Below are 16,416 nucleotides of genomic sequence, written 5' to 3'. Positions count from 1 at the left end.
CTAGGCGATCATGTGTGCGAGGGGAATGCGGGGTACCTGTGAAGACGGTGATGAGGGCGCAGGTCAGCGGATGCGAGTTCTCCGGAGGCCTCCCCACGATGCGTACCGGGTGCCCCTGCGGCGGGGGCGCCCGGCCATGCAAAAACCCGGACCGTCAGGCGGAGATGCCGTCGATCCGGGCCAACGCGTCGTCCGCGCCGTACGGCTGCAGGTAGGGCAGCCAGCGCGGGTCCCTATGGCCGGTGCCGATGATGCGCCAGGCCAGGCCGGAGGGTGGAGCGGGTTTGTGGCGGAGTCGCCAGCCGATCTCGACGAGATGACGGTCGGCCTTGACGTGGTTGCAGCGGCGGCACGACGCGACGACGTTGTCCCAGACGTGCTTGCCCCCGCGACTGCGCGGGATGACGTGGTCGACGCTGGTTGCGACGCCACCGCAGTACATGCACCGGCCCCCGTCGCGGGCGAACAGCGCGCGACGGGTGAGAGGAACGGGCCCCCGATAGGGGACCCGGACGAATCGCTTGAGCCGGACCACGCTGGGTGCGGGGACTGTGACGGTCGCGCTGTGCAGATAGGCGCCGGATTCTTCCAGGGAGACGGCCTTGTTCTCCAGGACGAGGACGAGCGCGCGGCGGAGCGGTACGACGCCGAGCGGCTCGTACGACGCGTTGAGGACCAGGACGTGCGGCACGGATGCCTCCTTGTACGCCGGCGGCGCGTGGCTCGCGCCGTGGACGATCCGTAGTCAGTCTCCCCTCATGCCTGGTGGAAGCGCCACCATGTCCCCGTAACGGGCTGGGAGTGTTTTCGACCACACCCTGATTGATCCCCCGCCGTGTGCGCCCTTCACTCCCTGGTGAGCGCCCTGTCTCCCTCGAACATGGCGGGGACCTCCACACAATGCCCCGTTAGTGTGGTGGGCCTGCCCGTCCGGTGACCTTTCCGTGACCCGACGGATCTTGACCGCCGTGCCGGAGGGCAGATATCGCATCTGGAGGTACCCGCCGTGTCGTCCGTTTCTTCCCTGACCCTCCTACTGGCCGCCGCCACGCCGTCGCCGTCCCCCTCGGAGACGTCGACGACCCCGGCCGTGCCGTCGCTGGAGGACGCCCAGGAGAGCGCGACCAACGCCGCCAGCTGGGTGGAGGAGAACTGGTCCACATGGCTGGCCATCGGTCTCCGCGTCCTGCTGATCGTGGTGATCGCGGCGGTGCTGAGAGTGGTGGTCCGTCGGGCGATCACCAAGCTCATAGACCGGATGAACCGCTCCGTCCCCGGTGTCGAGGGCGGCACCCTCGGCGGGCTGCTGGTCAATGTCGAGCGCCGCCGCCAGCGCTCCCAGGCCATCGGCTCGGTGCTGCGCTCGGTGGCGTCCTTCCTCATCCTGGGCACCGCCGCGCTGATGGTCCTCGCCACCTTCGAGATCAACCTCGCCCCGCTGCTGGCCTCCGCCGGTGTCGCGGGCGTCGCCATCGGTTTCGGCGCCCGGAACCTGGTCACGGACTTCCTCTCCGGCGTCTTCATGATCCTGGAGGACCAGTACGGCGTCGGTGACACCGTCGACGCGGGCGTCGCCTCCGGCGAGGTCATCGAGGTCGGCCTGCGCGTCACCAAGCTGCGCGGCGACAACGGCGAGATCTGGTACGTCCGCAACGGCGAGGTCAAGCGCATCGGCAACCTCTCGCAAGGCTGGGCCACGGCCGGCGTCAACGTCACCGTGCGGCACGACGAGGACCTCGACAAGGTCCGCCGCACCCTGCTGGAGGTCGGCGAGGCGATGAGCAAGGAGGAGCCGTGGAACGAGCTCCTCTGGGGCCCCATCGAGGTCCTCGGCCTCGACGACGTGCTCCTGGACTCGATGGTCGTCCGCGTCTCCGCCAAGACCATGCCCGGCAAGGCCCTCACCGTGGAGCGCGAGCTGCGCTGGCGCATCAAGAAGGCCTTCGACGCCGCCGACATCCGCATCGTCGGCGGAGTCCCGGCCCTCGCGGCCGAGGAGGACGCCGACCCGACGGCCGGTGTCTCGGCCCCGTCCGTCTACGCCAACACGACCTCGCCCCAGTCGGAGAGGGCCACGGCGATCGCGCCTTCGGCCGTGCCGAAGTAGCGCGAGGGCGCGCGGGTAGGCGTGTACGACGGTGGGGGCGCCCGGATCTTTCCGGGCGCCCCCACCGTTCTTCCCGCCTCCTCCGGCTGCCCAGGAGCACCCCCGTGTCCCCTGGGACGCCGGGTCCTTCGGGCCTACACGTAGCGCAGTTCCGTCGGCCGGACCGTGCGGTGGAGCAGGGGCAGGGAGGTCGCCGCCGCGAGCAGGCAGATGCCGTAGACCGCGAGGGGCACCAGGGGTGCGCCGAAGGGGACGACCAGGGCACCGCCCATGAAGGTGGCGTACGTGACGGCGATCGCCGTGCCGCCGAGGCCGGCGACCACTACCGACGGCGCCAGGGGCAGGGCCGTCTCCAGCAGCAGCGCCCGGCGCAGCACCTCGTACGGCACCCCGGCGGCGACCTGCGCGGCCAGGCCCCGGCGGCGGGTGGCGAGGGACTCGGCGGTGCCGACGGCCAGGCCGAAGAAGGTGATGGCGAAGCCGACGACGATGGCCGCGGCGGTGAAGTCGAGCCCGGCGATGTAGAAGGCGTCCTTCTCTGCCAGATGGGCCGGCCCACGGACGTGCGCGAGCAGGGCCTGCCGCACGCCGACGTACCCGCTGCCGGCCACGACCCCCATGAGGATGGCCGCATGGGTGCGGGCCGCCGCCCACGGGTCGTCGCGCAGCCGCTCGGCGGCGATCAGCACCGCCGGGTTCCCGGTGCGCGAGGCGAGCAGCCGGCCGGTGACCTTGGAGACGACGCCGGACAGCAGCACCGCTCCCGCGCCCACCGCGAGCAGTGCGCCGCACAGGAACAGCGGAGCCTGACCGGTCTTCTGGTCGGGCATGTTCCGGGTGGTGCCGGCGACGGCGAGGAGGGCCGCGAGCACCAGTACTCCCACCGCACCCAGGAACACCCACATCGGCCCCCGGCCGGAGCCCGGCCGCACCCGTCGTACCCAGCCCAGTGGCGAGGCCGTCACCCGGCGCAGCGCCAGCACGCTCACGAGCGCGCCGGACGCGGGCACGCCGAGGGCCACCAGCACGATCACGAGCCATGTCACCGGGCCGGGACTGTGCCACCGGCCCAGCAGGAACCCCACGAAGGCGAGGGTCGCGACCAGCGAACCCGCCAGGCAGGCCACGCCAGTCTCCAGCGCCGCGATCCGCCGCACCTGGACCGCCGAGGCGCCGGCCAGCCGCAGCCCGGCCAGCCGCCGGTCCCGGTGGACGGCACCCACCCGGGCGCACTGACCGAGGAACCCGAGGACCGGCACCAGCAGGAGCAGCAGGGTGGTGATCACCCCGGAGCGTTCACCGGGGTTGTCCAGCAGCCCGGCGGCCACGCCCAACCGATGGTGACCGGCCAAGGTGGCGAGCGCTCCCGCCGCCAGGCCGAAGGCCGTCGCGAGCGCCGCCCCCGCCCCCGTGAGTGCCGCCCGCCACCGCTCCCGCCGGTCCGAACCCCGCGTCAGCAGCAGGGCCAGGCGCAGGTCGTTCACCAGCCCCTTCACCGGGCGACCTCCAGCTCCGCGTCCGCCTCCGACACCACGACCCCGTCCCGCAGCGTCACCTCGCGGTCCGCGTACGCCGCGGTCTGCGCGTCGTGCGTGATCAGCAGCACCGCCGTACCGGACTCCCGGGCCGCGTGCGTCAGCGCCGTCATCACCTGCTCGCTCGCCAGTGAGTCCAGCGCGCCGGTCGGCTCGTCCGCGAACACCACCTTCGGCTCCGTCACCAGCGCCCGCGCCAGCGACACCCGCTGCGCCTGGCCGCCGCTCATCTCGCCGGGCCGCTGCTCCTCCTGCCCGCGTACGCCGAACCGCTCCAGCCACGTACCGGCTCGCTCCTGTGCCTCCTTCCTGGACGCGCCCGCCAGCAGCAGCGGCAGCGCGACGTTGTCGACGGCCGTCAGCTCGGGGATCAGCTGCCCGAACTGGAAGACGACCCCGAAGTCCGTCCGGCGCAACTCGCTGAGCCGCTTCTCGGGGAGCTGGTCGAGCCGCTGCCCGGCGTACGCCACCGAGCCCTCGTCCGGCCGGACGATCCCCGCAAGACAGTGCAGCAACGTGGACTTGCCGCTGCCGCTGGCCCCGGTGACGGCGAGGATCTCGCCCTCGCGCAGCTCCACCGAGGCGCCGCGCAGCGCCCGCGTCCTGCCGTGCTCCTTGACGAGGCCACGGGCCGCGAGCAGCGGCACGGGGCTGGGATTCCGGTGGGCGTTCTTCTCGCTCATGCTGCGTCGACCTCCGCGGTCAGGGTGGTCAGCCGGGCCGCGGTGGTGTTCATCCAGCGGAGGTCGGCGTCGAGGTGGTTGAGGGCGTAGTCCGCCGCGAGCACGGTCGCGAGATCGGCGCCGGGCGCGGTCTTCACGGCCGTCAGCTCCCGCATCCGCGTCATGTGCGCGGTACGTTGCGCCCGCAGGTAGGTGGCCGGGTCACCGCCGGTGAGGATCGAGACGACGAGCTTGGCGAAGATCTCGTTCGTCACGAACGGCGCGGGCGGCGTGATCTCCCCGGCCCACTTGGCCAGTTCGCGTGCCCCCTCGTCCGTCGAGCGGTACATCGTCCGCTCCGGACCGCTGTCCGCCTCGGTGCCGTCGATCTCGGCGAGTCCGTCGCGGACCAGCCGCTGCAGGGTCGTGTAGACCTGCCCGTAGGCCAGCGGGCGGGCCTGCGGGAAGCGTTCGTCGTGCCGTCGCTTGAGGTCGTAGCCATGGCTCGGCCCACCGGCGAGCAGCCCCAACAGGATGTGACGGGTGCTCATGCCCACCAGTATGCACTGAGTATATGTACTGAGTGAATAGCTGGAGGAGGGAGGGAAGGCGGGAGAGCGGTCCGGCTAGGCCGCCGATGACGAGGTAGGCACCCGGGGGCCGAGGGGGCCCGGTGTCGAGGGGTCCTGGCGCCGAGGGGTCCTGGCGCCGAGGCGGCGAGGGCCGCCGAGACCGGGGAGCGGATCCCCACGGGGGAGTGACCAAAACCACGATGTCCGGCCACCCACGTCTGCGGCGGCGCCCACTGGGTAGGGCTGGAGTACCCCGGACCCGCATCCCATCGCCGTACGACGACAAGGAGGCCCCCGTGGCCGCACCGGCTCACCTTCCGACCCCGGTCCGCTCCAAACGCGAGGCGCAGCCCTTCGAGCTCCACGAACCGCATGTCTGCGTCTTCAGCGCGGAGGGGCCCTGCGCCGACGTCCCCCTCACCAGCGAGCCTCCGCTCCCCGACGCCGCCCCCCTCACCAGCGAGCCGCCCCTCACCGACGCGGCCCCCCTCACCAGCGAACCCACGTCCCACGGCGCCGCATCGGGGGTCTAGATGCCACCACGCCCGGCCGATCCCGGCGATCAGCCGTCCCGCCCGGCCGATCCCGGCGACCCGCCACCACGTTCGAACGATTCCGGTGTGCTGCCGCCCCGCGCGCCCGATCACGGCGGTCCGCCGCCCCGACCGACCGACTCCGGCACGCCACAACGGTCGGTGAACCTCGGGGGCCCGCTGCCCGGTTCGGCCGATCACGGTGACCCGCCGAAGCGCCCGACCGGCTCTGCACGCCCGGCCGACTTCGGCGGCATGCCATCACGGCCGGCGAACCTGGGGGATCCGCCACACGGTTCGGTCGGTTCGGGTGACCCGCCACCACGGGTGGCGGACCTCGGGGCTCCCCCACCCGATTCGGCCGACTCCGGCGTGCCGCCACTCGGCTCGGCTGATCCGGGCGTGTCGCCTCCCACCTCGGCCGACCCCGGTCTGCCGCCTCCCACCTCGGCCGCCTCCGACGGAGCGTCGCCGGAGGCGTCGCCCTTGTCCCGGCTCGCCGCGCTGCACGGGGTCGCCACCTCCTACAGCCCCTCCCCGGACCGTACGGTCGCGGCATCGGTCGGTGCGGTCGTGGCCGCCCTCGCCGCGCTGGACGTCGACGCGAGCACCCCGGAGGCCGTGAGCGCCGCGCTCGCCGCACGCGAACGGCAGCTGACCGAACGGCTGTTGCCGCCGACGGTGGTCTGCTGGGCCGACGGCGAGCCCCCCGCCGCCCTGGCCGCACTCCCGGACGGCACCCGGCTGCGCATCGAGACCGAACAGGGCGAAGTCCGCTCCGGCATCGAGAAGTTGCCCCCCGGCGTGCACGCCCTGCGCGCCACCACCCCCGACGGCCGCACCGCCGACGCCCACCTCGTCGCGGCCCCGGCCCGGCTGCCCGCCCCGCCCGGCCGCACGTACGGACTCCTCGTCCAGCTCTACTCCCTCCTCTCGCACCGCAGTTGGGGCATGGGCGACCTCGGCGACCTCGCTGAACTCACCTCCTGGGCCGGCCGCGCCCTCGGCGCCGGATTCGTCCAGGTCAACCCGCTGCACGCGGCCGTCCCCGGCACCCCCACCGACCCCTCCCCGTACCGCCCCTCCTCCCGTCGCTACCCCGACCCCGTCCACCTGCGCGTCGAGGACGTCCAGGAGTACGCGTACGCCCTCTCCTCGGGCCTCTCCGCCGAGGACCGCGACCGCCTGGGCGCGCTCCTGGAGCGGGCCGCGCGGCTGCGGGAATCCGTCCTGGCCAAGGGCGAGCTGATCGACCGGGACGCGGTGTGGGACCTCAAGCGCGAGGCCCTGGAGCTGGTGCGTGCCGTACCGCTCGGCCCCGGGCGGCTGGCCGCGTACTGGGACTTCCTCGCCGAGGAGGGCGAGGCGCTGGAGGACCACGCCACCTGGTGCGCGCTCGCGGAGGCGTACGGCTCCGACTGGCAGCGCTGGCCGGCGGGTCTGCGTGACCCGCGCTCCGCCGAAACCGCCCGCGCCCGGGGGGAGTTGATGGACCGCGTCGACTTCCACACCCGCCTGGCCTGGCTCACCGACGCCCAGCTCGGCACCGCGCAGCGCTCCGCACGCGACGCCGGCATGCCGATCGGCCTCGTCCACGACCTGGCGGTCGGCGTCCACCCCGGCGGCGCCGACGCCTGGGCCCAGCAGGAGTACTTCGCGGCCGGCATGTCCGTCGGCGCGCCCCCCGACGCCTTCAACTCGCGCGGCCAGGACTGGGGCCTGCCCCCCTGGCGCCCCGACCGCCTCGCCGAGTCCGGCTACGCCCCCTACCGCCGCCTCCTGCGCGCCCTCCTGCGCCACGCGGGCGCCCTCCGCATCGACCACGTCATGGGCCTCTTCCGCCTGTGGTGGGTCCCGCAGGGCCAGGCGCCGACCGAGGGCACGTACGTCCGTTACGACGCCGACGCGATGCTCGCGATCCTGGTCCTGGAGGCCTCACGGGCGGGCGCCCTGGTGATCGGTGAGGACCTCGGCACGGTCGAGCCGGGTGTCCGCGAGGCCCTCGACGCGCGCGGCGTCCTCGGCACCTCCGTCCTGTGGTTCGAACGCGACTGGGAGGGCACCGGCCGCCCCCTCCCGCCCGACCGCTGGCGCGCGAACTGTCTCGCCACCGCCACCACCCACGACCTCCCGCCCACCGCCTCCCGCCTCACCTGCGACCATGTCGACCTCCGCCACCGCCTGGGCCTGCTCACCCGCTCCCTGGCCGAGGAACGCGCCGAGGCCGCCGCCGACGCGGGCGAATGGGTGGCCCTCCTGGCCAGGCTGGACCTGCTGAACGGCGCAGGCGGGGGCATCTCCACCACCTCGGAGGAGGCCCAGATCCAGGCCCTCCACCGCTTCCTGCTCCGCACCCCCGCCCGCATGATCGGCCTCTGGCTCCCCGACACGGTCGGCGACCGTCGACCGCAGAACCTCCCCGGCACGTGGGACCAGTACCCGAACTGGCGCCTCCCCATCGCCGACGCGGCGGGGCGTCCGGTGACGTTGGAGGACTTGGCGGCGTCACCTCGGCTGCACGCCCTGGTGGATGTGCTGCGGGGCGGCTGACGGCTCGGGGGTGCGGTGGGTCGGGCGGCTGCGGGTCGTGTGTGGTTGCTCGCGCGGTTCCCGCGCCCCCTTCGGGCCTGCGCCCCGATGAAAGCGGGGCGCAGGCCCGAAGGGGGCGCGGGGGAACTGTGCGATCAGCCCCACCCCACCCGCAGCCGCTGGACAACCCGCGGCCCCCACCCGTTAGGCACCCCCGGTCAAGCCCAGCGCACGCGGGTTCGTTACCTTTAGGCCGTGGACAAGAAGAACGCCCTGCGCGCCGGCGCCCTGGCTGCCGGTACGACGCTGATGATGCTGCTCATGTCGTCCCCCGCGCTCGCGCTGACGCCCGACGACGGCGACGACCCGGGCCCGGGCCTCAGCGTGATCGAGACGCTGGGTCTCTTCGTCGTGGCGCCGCTCGCGCTGTTCGCGGTGATCGCCGGCCTGGTGATGGTCCTGGACAGGTCGACCGACCGTCAGCCGAAGGCCAAGGCGAAGGCCTGACCGCCTTCGCTCCGCCCCTCCGCACACCTTTCCATCGAGGGCACCCTCCGCACACCTGTGCGCCCGGGGGTGCCCTCGACGTGTTCCAGAAGTCCGGCGCGCCTCGGAAGTCCGCACCTTCCAGGGGCTCGGCACCTTTCAAAGGTGCGGTCAGGGAGATCACCCGGCTCGCGCTCGGCCGCGACTACGGTATGCGCGACGCCCGCTGGATGTCCCGCTTCCACAGCGACGAACGCCAGGCCCCCGCGTACCGGGTGGGCAGGGCCTTCCTCGCCCGCGACGCCGCCCACGTCCACACCCCGGCCGGCGGCCAGGGCATGAACACCGGTCTGCAGGACGCGGCGAACCTCGGCTGGAAGCTCGCCGCCGTGCTACGCGGCCACGCGGCCCCCGCCCTCCTCGACACCTACGAGGCCGAACGCCACCCCGTCGGCAGGGCCGTGCTCCGCAGCAGCGGCGGCATCGTCCGCCTCGCCATGGCCAAGTCCCCCTGGCACGGGCGCCCCGCGCCGCCCTCACCACCGTCGTCAACAGCGTTCCGCCGCCCGCGTACGGCACCGAGGTCCGCGAGGACCGCCTCGCCGTGGAGACCTGGGCGAGCGACCGCCGTACGGCCGTGCTGGTCCGCCCCGACGGCTACGTGGCCTGGACGGCGGAGGACGCGGACGACACGACGGTCGGGGAGGCGCTGACGGAGTGGCTGGGGGCGGCTTCCTAGCGGGTTCCTCCCGGGGCGTTCACGCGCACGTCCCCACCACCGGCGCTCACGCCCCCGTCCCCACCACCAGCAACCGCAGCAGGTCGGCCAGTTGGCCGGCCTGTTCCTCGTCCAGGTGGGAGAGCGCCTCGGTCTGGACGGCGAGGCCCGCGACGACGGCGTCGTCGGTCAGGCGCAGGCCCTCGTCCGTGAGGGTGACCTGGAGGGCGCGGCGGTCGTGCGGGTCGGGGGAGCGGCGGAGGAGGCCCGCGCGTTCGAGTTTGTCGAGGCGGCCCGTCATGCCACCGGTCGTGAGCATGAGGGTCGCGGAGAGCTCGCGGGGCGAGAGGGTGTACGGCTCGCCGGACCGGCGCAGGGTCGCGAGCACGTCGAACTCCCCGCGCGAGATCCCGAACCGCGCGTACGCCTTGTCCATCCCGTCGCCGAGGGAGCGCGAGAGCCGGTAGACGCGCCCGAAGACCTCCATCGCGGTGGTGTCGAGGTCGGGCCGCGTGACCGCCCACTGGTCGATGATCGCGTCGACGGGGTCGCGGAGGGGGCGGTCGGGCTCGGGGCGCGCGTTCATGAGGTGAGTATCGGATGCGGTTGGGTCGGCCGCAAGAAAGTAGATTGACGGAAAGTTGCTTAGTGCTAAGCTAATTTCAAGCAAGCTACTTACCTGGCATGCCCGCAGGCCTCTACTTGCCGCGAAGGACGCGTCCATGACCGCGCACAGCGCGCACACCGCGAACCGTCTCCCCCTCATAGCCCTGACCGCCCTCGCCCCCATCTCCTGGGGCACCACCTACGCCGTCACCACGGAGTTCCTGCCGGCCGACCGTCCCCTCTTCACGGGACTGGTCCGGGCGCTCCCGGCGGGCCTGCTGCTCCTGGCGATCTCGCGCACCCTGCCGCGCGGGATCTGGTGGGGGAAGGCCGCGGTGCTGGGCGCGCTGAACATCGGCGCCTTCTTCCCGCTCCTCTTCCTCTCCGCGTACCGCCTGCCGGGCGGCATGGCGGCGGTGGTCGGCTCGGTCGGGCCGCTGTTCGTCGCCGGCCTGGCGACCGTGCTGCTGGGGGAGCGGCCGACCGTACGCACGCTGCTCACCGGGATCGCCGCGGCCCTCGGCGTCAGCCTGGTCGTCCTGAAGGCGGCCGGCGCGCTCGACGCGGTGGGCCTGCTGGCGGCGGTCGCCTCCACCGCCTCCATGTCCACCGGCACGGTTCTCACCAAGCGCTGGGGCCGCCCGGACGGCGTCGGCCCCCTCGCCCTCACCGGCTGGCAACTGACCGCCGGCGGCCTCCTGATCGCCCCGCTCGCGCTCCTCGTCGAGGGCGCGCCCCCCGCCCTGGACGGCCGGGCGGTCGGCGGCTACCTCTACCTCATGCTGGGAAACACCGCCGTCTCCTACTGGCTCTGGTTCCGGGGCATCGGCCGCCTCTCCGCCACCCAGGTCACCTTCCTCGGCCCCCTCTCCCCCCTGACGGCGGCCGTGGTCGGCTGGGCGGCCCTCGGCCAGGCCCTCACCCCCCTCCAACTCCTGGGCATGGCCATCGCCTTCGGCGCGACGATCCTGGGCCAGCTCCAGCCCCGTACGGCGTCGTCGACCAGCCCGCCACGAGGAGCGGCGCGCGGCGGAGCGCGGCACCGGGCGCCGACCGTCTAGCGGCCGACGGCGCTCCGGGCGGCCGGCCCCGGTTCGCCGCACGGGTCGGCTTGCGAGGGCCGGGGCTCAGCCGATGCGGTCGTCCAGGAGACGCTCGGCTCCCCTCCGTCGGCCGAATGCCGGAGCACACAGGGCCCGCGCGTGGCGTTCGACCAGTGGCTCGAAGGTGTCCGGGTCGTGTGCCGCGTCGTCCACACGCCCGAACGCGACGGCAACGGCGTACGCGACGGGGCGCCCGGTGAAGTCACCGAGCGCCCCGCGTTCCGCGTCCGTCTGTCGCCTACCGCTCCGTGGCCGCCGCCGCGTCCGCCTCCTGGGCCTTCAGGGCGCGTTCCACTCCCGAACGGGACTCCGAGACCAGGCGGCGGAGGGCCGCGTTGGGCTCGGCGGAGGCCAGCCAGGCGTCCGTCTTGTGCAGTGTCTCGGCCGAGACCTGGATCGCCGGGTAGAGGCCGATCGCGACCTGCTGGGCGATCTCGTGGGAGCGGGATTCCCAGATGGACTTGACGACCTCGAAGTACTTGTCGGTGTACGCGGCGAGGAGGTCACGCTGGTCGGTCTGGACGAAGCCGGCGATGACCGCTTCCTGGACGGCGTTGGGCAGCTTGTCGGACTCGATGACCTGGGACCAGGCCTCGGCCTTCGCCTCCGGGATCGGACGGGCGGCACGGGCCGTGGCGGCGTGACGCTCGCCGGCGGCCGTCTTGTCCCGCTCGTACTCGCCCGCGATCTCCGCCTCGTCGTAACGGCCCACCGCCGCCAGCCGCTGGACGAAGGCCCAGCGCAGCTCGGTGTCGACGGCCAGCCCCTCGATCGTCTGCGTGCCCTCCAACAGGGCCTCAAGGAGGTCCAGTTGCTCCGGCGTGCGGGCGGTCGAGGCGAACGCGCGGGCCCAGGCGAGCTGGTGGTCGGAGGCGGCCTCCGCCGCGCGCAGGTGCGCCAGCGTGGCATCCGTCCAGCGGGTCAGCAGCGCCTCGCGGGCCGTCGGGTCGGCGTACATCTCGATCGCCAGCTTCACCTGACGGTGCAGCGACTGGACGACACCGATGTCGGACTCCTTGCCGATGCCCGACAGGACCAGGGACAGGTAGTCGCGGGTCGCCAGCTCCGCGTCCCGCGTCATGTCCCAGGCCGACGCCCAGCACAGGGCGCGGGGGAGGGAGGACTCGAAGTCGCCGAGGTGCTCGGTGACGAAGGCCAGCGACTGCTCGTCCAGGCGGACCTTCGCGTACGACAGGTCGTCGTCGTTGAGGAGGACGACCGCCGGGCGGCGCCTGCCCACCAGCTGGGCCACGGCGGTGAGTTCACCCTCGACATCCAGCTCGACGCGCTCGTCGCGGACCAGCTTGCCGCTGTCGTCGTCCAGTTCGTACAGGCCGACCGCGATGCGGTGTGGGCGGAGCGTCGGCTCGCCCTTCGCGCCCGTGGGCAGCGCCGGGGCCTCCTGGCGGATCGCGAAGGACGTGATGACGCCGTGCTCGTCCGTCTCGATCTCGGGGCGGAGGACGTTGATGCCCGCCGTCTCCAGCCACGCCTTCGACCAGGACTTCAGATCACGGCCGGAGGTCTCCTCCAGGGCGCCCAGCAGATCGGACAGGCGTGTGTTGCCGTACGCGTGCGCCTTGAAGTACGCCTGCACGCCCCGGAAGAACTCGTCCTCACCGACGTAGGCGACGAGCTGCTTCAGCACGGACGCGCCCTTGGCGTACGTGATGCCGTCGAAGTTGACGAGCACGTCGTCCAGGTCGCGGATCTCGGCCATGATCGGGTGCGTGGACGGCAGCTGGTCCTGCCGGTACGCCCAGGTCTTCATGGAGTTGGCGAAGGTCGTCCACGAGTGCGGCCAGCGCGACTCGGGGTGGGCCGCCTGGCAGGCGATGGACGTGTACGTGGCGAACGACTCGTTCAGCCACAGGTCGTTCCACCACTCCATCGTCACGAGGTCGCCGAACCACATGTGCGCCAGCTCGTGCAGGATGGTCTCGGCCCGGACCTCGTACGCGGCGTCCGTCACCTTCGAGCGGAACACGTACTGGTCGCGGATGGTCACCGCGCCCGCGTTCTCCATCGCGCCCGCGTTGAACTCCGGCACGAACAGCTGGTCGTACTTCGCGAACGGGTACGCGTAGTCGAACTTCTCCTGGAACCAGTCGAAGCCCTGCCGGGTGACCTCGAAGATCGCGTCGGAGTCCAGGTACTCGGCGAGGGAGGGACGGCAGTAGATGCCGAGGGGCACGCTCCGCCCGTCCTTCTCGTACACACTGTGGACGCTGTGGTACGGGCCGACGATGAGCGCCGTGATGTACGTGGAGATGCGGGGCGTCGGCTCGAAGACCCAGACGTCGTCCTTGGGCTCGGGCGTCGGGGAGTTGGAGATGACGGTCCAGCCCGTCGGGGCCTTCACGGTGAACTGGAAGGTGGCCTTCAGGTCCGGCTGTTCGAAGGACGCGAAGACACGGCGGGCGTCCGGGACCTCGAACTGGGTGTAGAGATACGCCTGGTCGTCGACCGGGTCGACGAACCGGTGCAGGCCCTCACCGGTGTTGGTGTACGCGCAGTCCGCCACGACGCGCAGGATGTTGCGGCCCTCCAGCAGACCGGGCAGCGCGATCCGGGAGTCCGCGAAGAGCTCCGCCGGGTCCAGCGCGTCGCCGTTGAGGGTCACCTCGTGGACGGTCGGGGCCACCAGGTCGATGAAGGACGCCGCGCCGTTCTCCGCGACGTCGAAGCGCACCGTGGTCACGGACCGAAAGGTGCCGCCCTCCTGCGCGCCGGAGAGGTCGAGATCGATCTCGTACGAGTCAACGCTGAGCAGCTCCGCCCGCTGCTGAGCCTCTTCGCGGGTCAGGTTTGTGCCAGGCACGCGGTCATCTCCTCGGTATGTGTGGGTTGCGCCATCCTTCCATGAGCGGGGCCTGGTTTGGCGTGGCTACTGTGTGCCTACCCCCGGTAGCATCAGGGGTATGAAGATTAGTGTGAGTCTGCCGCAGGAGGACGTCACCTTCGTCGACGAGTACGCCGCGCGTACGGATGCCGATTCTCGGTCGGCCGTGATACACGCGGCCATCGAGCTCCTCCGTGAGGCGCAACTGGAGCAGCAGTACACGGAGGCCTTCGCCGAGTGGGACGGGAGCGAAGACGCTGCGTTCTGGGACCAGTTCTCGGGGGACGGGCTGTCCGATGAAGCGCGGTGACATCTACCTGGTCGACTACGAGCCGGCGCGAGGCAGAGAGGCCAACAAGGCCCGCCCGGCGGTGATCGTCTCCAACGACGGCGCCAACGCGGCGGTGGCGCGGACCGGGCGAGGCGTGATCACGTTGGTTCCGCTGACGACGAACACCTCTCGCGTCTATCCGTTCCAGGTCCTCCTCCCCGCCCAGGAGTGCGGCCTTCCGAAGGATTCCAAGGTTCGGTGCGAGCAGGTTCGCGCTCTCGCTCCGGAGAGGCTGCTGCGCCCGATCGGTTCGGTCCCGCGCCAGCGTATGGCTGAGGTCGACGTAGCCCTACGGCGACATCTGGCTCTCTGAGGCAGGCAAAGGGGGCGCCCCCGAAAGGGCTTCCGGTGGGCGCCCCCTTCCGCGTGTGTCGTCCGCCTACTTCTCGCTCAGCTCCGCCGCCACCAGCTCCGCGATCTGGACCGCGTTCAGCGCGGCGCCCTTGCGGAGGTTGTCGTTGGAGACGAAGAGGGCGAGGCCGTGCTCCACCGTCTCGTCGGCGCGGATGCGGCCCACGTACGACGGGTCCTGGCCGGCGGCCTGGAGAGGGGTCGGGATGTCGGAGAGGGCGACGCCCGGGGCGCCCGCCAGCAGCTCCGTCGCGCGCTCCACGGAGATCGGACGCGCGAAGCGGGCGTTGACCTGGAGGGAGTGGCCGGAGAAGACCGGGACGCGGACACAGGTGCCGGAGACCTTGAGCTCGGGGATCTCCAGGATCTTGCGGGACTCGTGGCGGAGCTTCTGCTCCTCGTCCGTCTCGTTCAGACCGTCGTCGACGATCGAACCGGCGAGCGGAATGACGTTGAAGGCGATGGGCCGCTTGTAGACGCCCGGCTCGGGGAAGTCGACCGCCGAGCCGTCGTGCGTCAGCTTGTCCGCGTCGGCCACGACCTTCTGGACCTGGCCGTGCAGCTCCGCGACGCCCGTGAGGCCGGAGCCGGACACGGCCTGGTAGGTGGCGACGACCAGCGCCTCCAGGCCCGCCTCCTCGTGCAGCGGACGCAGCACCGGCATCGCGGCCATCGTCGTGCAGTTCGGGTTGGCGATGATGCCCTTGGGGCGGTCGGTGATCGCGTGCGGGTTCACCTCGGAGACCACGAGGGGAACCTCGGGGTCGCGGCGCCAGGCGGAGGAGTTGTCGATCACGACCGCGCCCTGGGACGCCACCTTCTCGGCCAGGGCCCGGGAGGTCGCGCCGCCCGCGGAGAACAGGACGATGTCGAGGCCGGAGTAGTCGGCCGTCGCGGCGTCCTCGACCGTCACGCCGTCGACGACCGAACCGGCCGAGCGGGCGGAGGCGAACAGGCGCAGCTCGCGTGTCGGGAAGTCGCGCTCCTTGAGGATCCTGCGCATGACCGTGCCGACCTGACCGGTGGCTCCGACGATTCCGACCCTCACGGCGACTCCTTTTACGTGGCTTGTCTGTGTCTGCGGCATGGCCGAGGCGTTTCCATCATGCGGTCAGCCGGGGTCCGCCTGTCCAATCCTTTGACCAGAACGCTCAAGGGACGGGACGCGACCGCCCCCGGCACCGGAGCCGCTTCTTTGGCCGTCACCCCGGCTGAGCTGGAGAAATTCGCCCTACGGTGGCCCCGTACCGCAAGCTGTGCTGCTCCGACCCTGCCCACGGCACCCGTGCGCACGCGAAGGTGTGACGTACGCCTCTGCGGTGCGCCGGAAAGTCGGGCGGGGCTCCGAACGTTTCGGGCCGCCTCGGCGTCGTAGGGGAAACGCGGGAGGGGAGGGGTGGCTGTGCTGCGCAGAAAGGCGCGCCACGTCGAGGGGGTCCCGGAGGCGGACGACCCACTGGACGCGGCCCAGGAGCGGCGGGTGCGGGCGGTGCTCGCGCTCGGCGGTGTGCCGCAGTCGGACCTGCTGGACGGGGTACAGCAGGTACGGCTGCGGCTGCTGGAGCGGGCCGCGAGCGGCCGGGAGGCGCCGCGGGACGTGTCCGCGTGGGCGGCGGTGGTCGCCTCCAACCTGGCGATGGACTGGCACCGCGCCAAACGCCGCCAGGAGCGCCTGGGCGAGCGGCTGGCCTCGCTGCGCCAGCCGGCGGCGCACCCCTCCGGCGAGGAGTCCAGCGTGCTCTCGCTCGCCGTCGCCCGCGGCCTGGACGAGCTGCCCGACGCCCTGCGCCAGGTCCTCGTCCTGCGCTTCTACGCCGACCTGCCGGTGCGCGGGATCGCCGACGAGCTCGGCATCCCCGAGGGCACGGTCAAGAGCAGGCTCCACTCGGCGGTCCGCGCCCTGCGCACCCGCCTGCACGAGGACGAGGTGGTGTGACGTGACCGCCCGGGACGACAGCCGACGCGACGCCGAGTACGACGACATCGCGCACGGAAACGGCGAGCCCACCGACGCCGCACACGGAGCCGCCGGCCGCGAAGG

At 72.4% G+C, this 16,416-nt stretch carries 15 protein-coding genes and 1 pseudogene; 9 read left to right on the top strand and 7 right to left on the bottom strand.

Features of this window, described 5'->3' with window-relative positions:
* Window positions 1-154: 154 nt before the first annotated feature.
* Window positions 155-691: an HNH endonuclease gene (locus ACWD26_RS26400; RefSeq protein WP_451274134.1), complete on the bottom strand. Its 537-nt coding sequence runs from the start codon at window positions 689-691 to the stop codon at window positions 155-157.
* Between the two features lie 315 nt (window positions 692-1,006).
* Here ACWD26_RS26400 and ACWD26_RS26395 point away from each other — a divergent pair, with 315 nt between their 5' ends.
* Window positions 1,007-2,107 carry a mechanosensitive ion channel family protein gene (locus tag ACWD26_RS26395; RefSeq protein ID WP_451274132.1) on the top strand — a complete coding sequence of 367 codons (1,101 nt, stop codon included), beginning with the start codon at window positions 1,007-1,009 and terminating at the stop codon, window positions 2,105-2,107.
* Window positions 2,108-2,241: 134 nt separating this feature from the next.
* On the opposite strand, the gene ACWD26_RS26390 is transcribed toward ACWD26_RS26395, so the two are convergent.
* The 3 genes from ACWD26_RS26390 to ACWD26_RS26380 are packed head-to-tail and all read right to left on the bottom strand — an operon-like array spanning window position 2,242 to window position 4,855.
* A complete protein-coding gene (locus ACWD26_RS26390) occupies window positions 2,242-3,603 on the bottom strand; it encodes an ABC transporter permease (protein ID WP_451274130.1) in 1,362 nt (453 codons plus the stop codon).
* The gene (locus ACWD26_RS26385) at window positions 3,600-4,325 is read right to left on the bottom strand and encodes an ABC transporter ATP-binding protein (RefSeq protein WP_451274128.1); all 726 of its coding nucleotides are present in this window, start codon (window positions 4,323-4,325) and stop codon (window positions 3,600-3,602) included. The genes ACWD26_RS26390 and ACWD26_RS26385 overlap by 4 nt, the downstream gene beginning before the upstream one ends.
* Window positions 4,322-4,855, bottom strand: coding sequence for a PadR family transcriptional regulator (locus ACWD26_RS26380; RefSeq protein WP_451274126.1), 534 nt, complete (start codon window positions 4,853-4,855; stop codon window positions 4,322-4,324). Before ACWD26_RS26380 ends, ACWD26_RS26385 begins: the two co-directional genes overlap by 4 nt.
* 317 nt (window positions 4,856-5,172) lie before the next feature.
* On the opposite strand from ACWD26_RS26380, the gene ACWD26_RS26375 reads away from it, so the two are divergent.
* The 4 genes and pseudogenes from ACWD26_RS26375 to ACWD26_RS26360 all read left to right on the top strand — a co-directional run.
* Entirely contained in the window at window positions 5,173-5,409 is a 237-nt protein-coding gene (locus tag ACWD26_RS26375; RefSeq protein WP_451274124.1) for a hypothetical protein, read from the top strand.
* Between the two features lie 255 nt (window positions 5,410-5,664).
* Window positions 5,665-7,959 (top strand): 4-alpha-glucanotransferase, encoded by a 2,295-nt coding sequence (gene malQ / locus ACWD26_RS26370; protein ID WP_451274122.1) that lies wholly within the window; start codon window positions 5,665-5,667, stop codon window positions 7,957-7,959.
* Between the two features lie 234 nt (window positions 7,960-8,193).
* Entirely contained in the window at window positions 8,194-8,445 is a 252-nt protein-coding gene (locus tag ACWD26_RS26365; RefSeq protein ID WP_451274120.1) for a hypothetical protein, read from the top strand.
* Between the two features lie 149 nt (window positions 8,446-8,594).
* Window positions 8,595-9,163: pseudogene (locus ACWD26_RS26360) on the top strand (FAD-dependent monooxygenase); the annotation flags it as partial.
* Between the two features lie 46 nt (window positions 9,164-9,209).
* Here ACWD26_RS26360 and ACWD26_RS26355 read toward each other — a convergent pair.
* Window positions 9,210-9,728 carry a MarR family winged helix-turn-helix transcriptional regulator gene (locus tag ACWD26_RS26355; RefSeq protein ID WP_451274118.1) on the bottom strand — a complete coding sequence of 173 codons (519 nt, stop codon included), beginning with the start codon at window positions 9,726-9,728 and terminating at the stop codon, window positions 9,210-9,212.
* Between the two features lie 136 nt (window positions 9,729-9,864).
* On the opposite strand from ACWD26_RS26355, the gene ACWD26_RS26350 reads away from it, so the two are divergent.
* The gene (locus ACWD26_RS26350) at window positions 9,865-10,809 is read left to right on the top strand and encodes an EamA family transporter (RefSeq protein WP_451274116.1); all 945 of its coding nucleotides are present in this window, start codon (window positions 9,865-9,867) and stop codon (window positions 10,807-10,809) included.
* 280 nt (window positions 10,810-11,089) lie between these two features.
* On the opposite strand, the gene pepN is transcribed toward ACWD26_RS26350, so the two are convergent.
* On the bottom strand, window positions 11,090-13,672 hold the full coding sequence (gene pepN / locus ACWD26_RS26345) for an aminopeptidase N (protein ID WP_451274114.1): 2,583 nt from the start codon (window positions 13,670-13,672) through the stop codon (window positions 11,090-11,092).
* Between the two features lie 100 nt (window positions 13,673-13,772).
* Here pepN and ACWD26_RS26340 point away from each other — a divergent pair, with 100 nt between their 5' ends.
* Together ACWD26_RS26340 and ACWD26_RS26335 are read left to right on the top strand one after the other, a co-directional pair.
* Entirely contained in the window at window positions 13,773-14,003 is a 231-nt protein-coding gene (locus ACWD26_RS26340) for a ribbon-helix-helix domain-containing protein (protein ID WP_451274112.1), read from the top strand.
* Window positions 13,990-14,337 (top strand): type II toxin-antitoxin system PemK/MazF family toxin, encoded by a 348-nt coding sequence (locus tag ACWD26_RS26335; protein ID WP_451274110.1) that lies wholly within the window; start codon window positions 13,990-13,992, stop codon window positions 14,335-14,337. The genes ACWD26_RS26340 and ACWD26_RS26335 overlap by 14 nt, the downstream gene beginning before the upstream one ends.
* A 66-nt stretch (window positions 14,338-14,403) precedes the next feature.
* Here ACWD26_RS26335 and ACWD26_RS26330 read toward each other — a convergent pair whose 3' ends face one another.
* Window positions 14,404-15,423, bottom strand: a complete 1,020-nt coding sequence (locus ACWD26_RS26330; protein WP_451274108.1) for an aspartate-semialdehyde dehydrogenase — start codon at window positions 15,421-15,423, stop codon at window positions 14,404-14,406.
* 354 nt (window positions 15,424-15,777) lie between these two features.
* Between ACWD26_RS26330 and ACWD26_RS26325 the strand changes: the two genes are divergently transcribed.
* A complete protein-coding gene (locus ACWD26_RS26325) occupies window positions 15,778-16,311 on the top strand; it encodes a sigma-70 family RNA polymerase sigma factor (RefSeq protein ID WP_451274106.1) in 534 nt (177 codons plus the stop codon).
* The last annotated feature ends 105 nt before the right edge of the window (window positions 16,312-16,416 follow it).

The sequence above is a fragment of the Streptomyces sp. NPDC002787 genome (assembly GCF_053592095.1).
This window is presented reverse-complemented; position numbering and strand designations above follow the sequence as displayed.

Coding starts and splice junctions, on each gene's coding strand:
- ACWD26_RS26385 (WP_451274128.1), bottom strand. CDS start 4,325: ATGAGCGAGAAGAACGCCCACCGGAATCCCAGCCCCGTGCCGCTGCTC.
- ACWD26_RS26355 (WP_451274118.1), bottom strand. CDS start 9,728: ATGAACGCGCGCCCCGAGCCCGACCGCCCCCTCCGCGACCCCGTCGAC.
- malQ (WP_451274122.1), top strand. CDS start 5,665: ATGCCATCACGGCCGGCGAACCTGGGGGATCCGCCACACGGTTCGGTC.
- ACWD26_RS26380 (WP_451274126.1), bottom strand. CDS start 4,855: ATGAGCACCCGTCACATCCTGTTGGGGCTGCTCGCCGGTGGGCCGAGC.
- ACWD26_RS26340 (WP_451274112.1), top strand. CDS start 13,773: ATGAAGATTAGTGTGAGTCTGCCGCAGGAGGACGTCACCTTCGTCGAC.
- ACWD26_RS26335 (WP_451274110.1), top strand. CDS start 13,990: ATGAAGCGCGGTGACATCTACCTGGTCGACTACGAGCCGGCGCGAGGC.
- ACWD26_RS26350 (WP_451274116.1), top strand. CDS start 9,865: ATGACCGCGCACAGCGCGCACACCGCGAACCGTCTCCCCCTCATAGCC.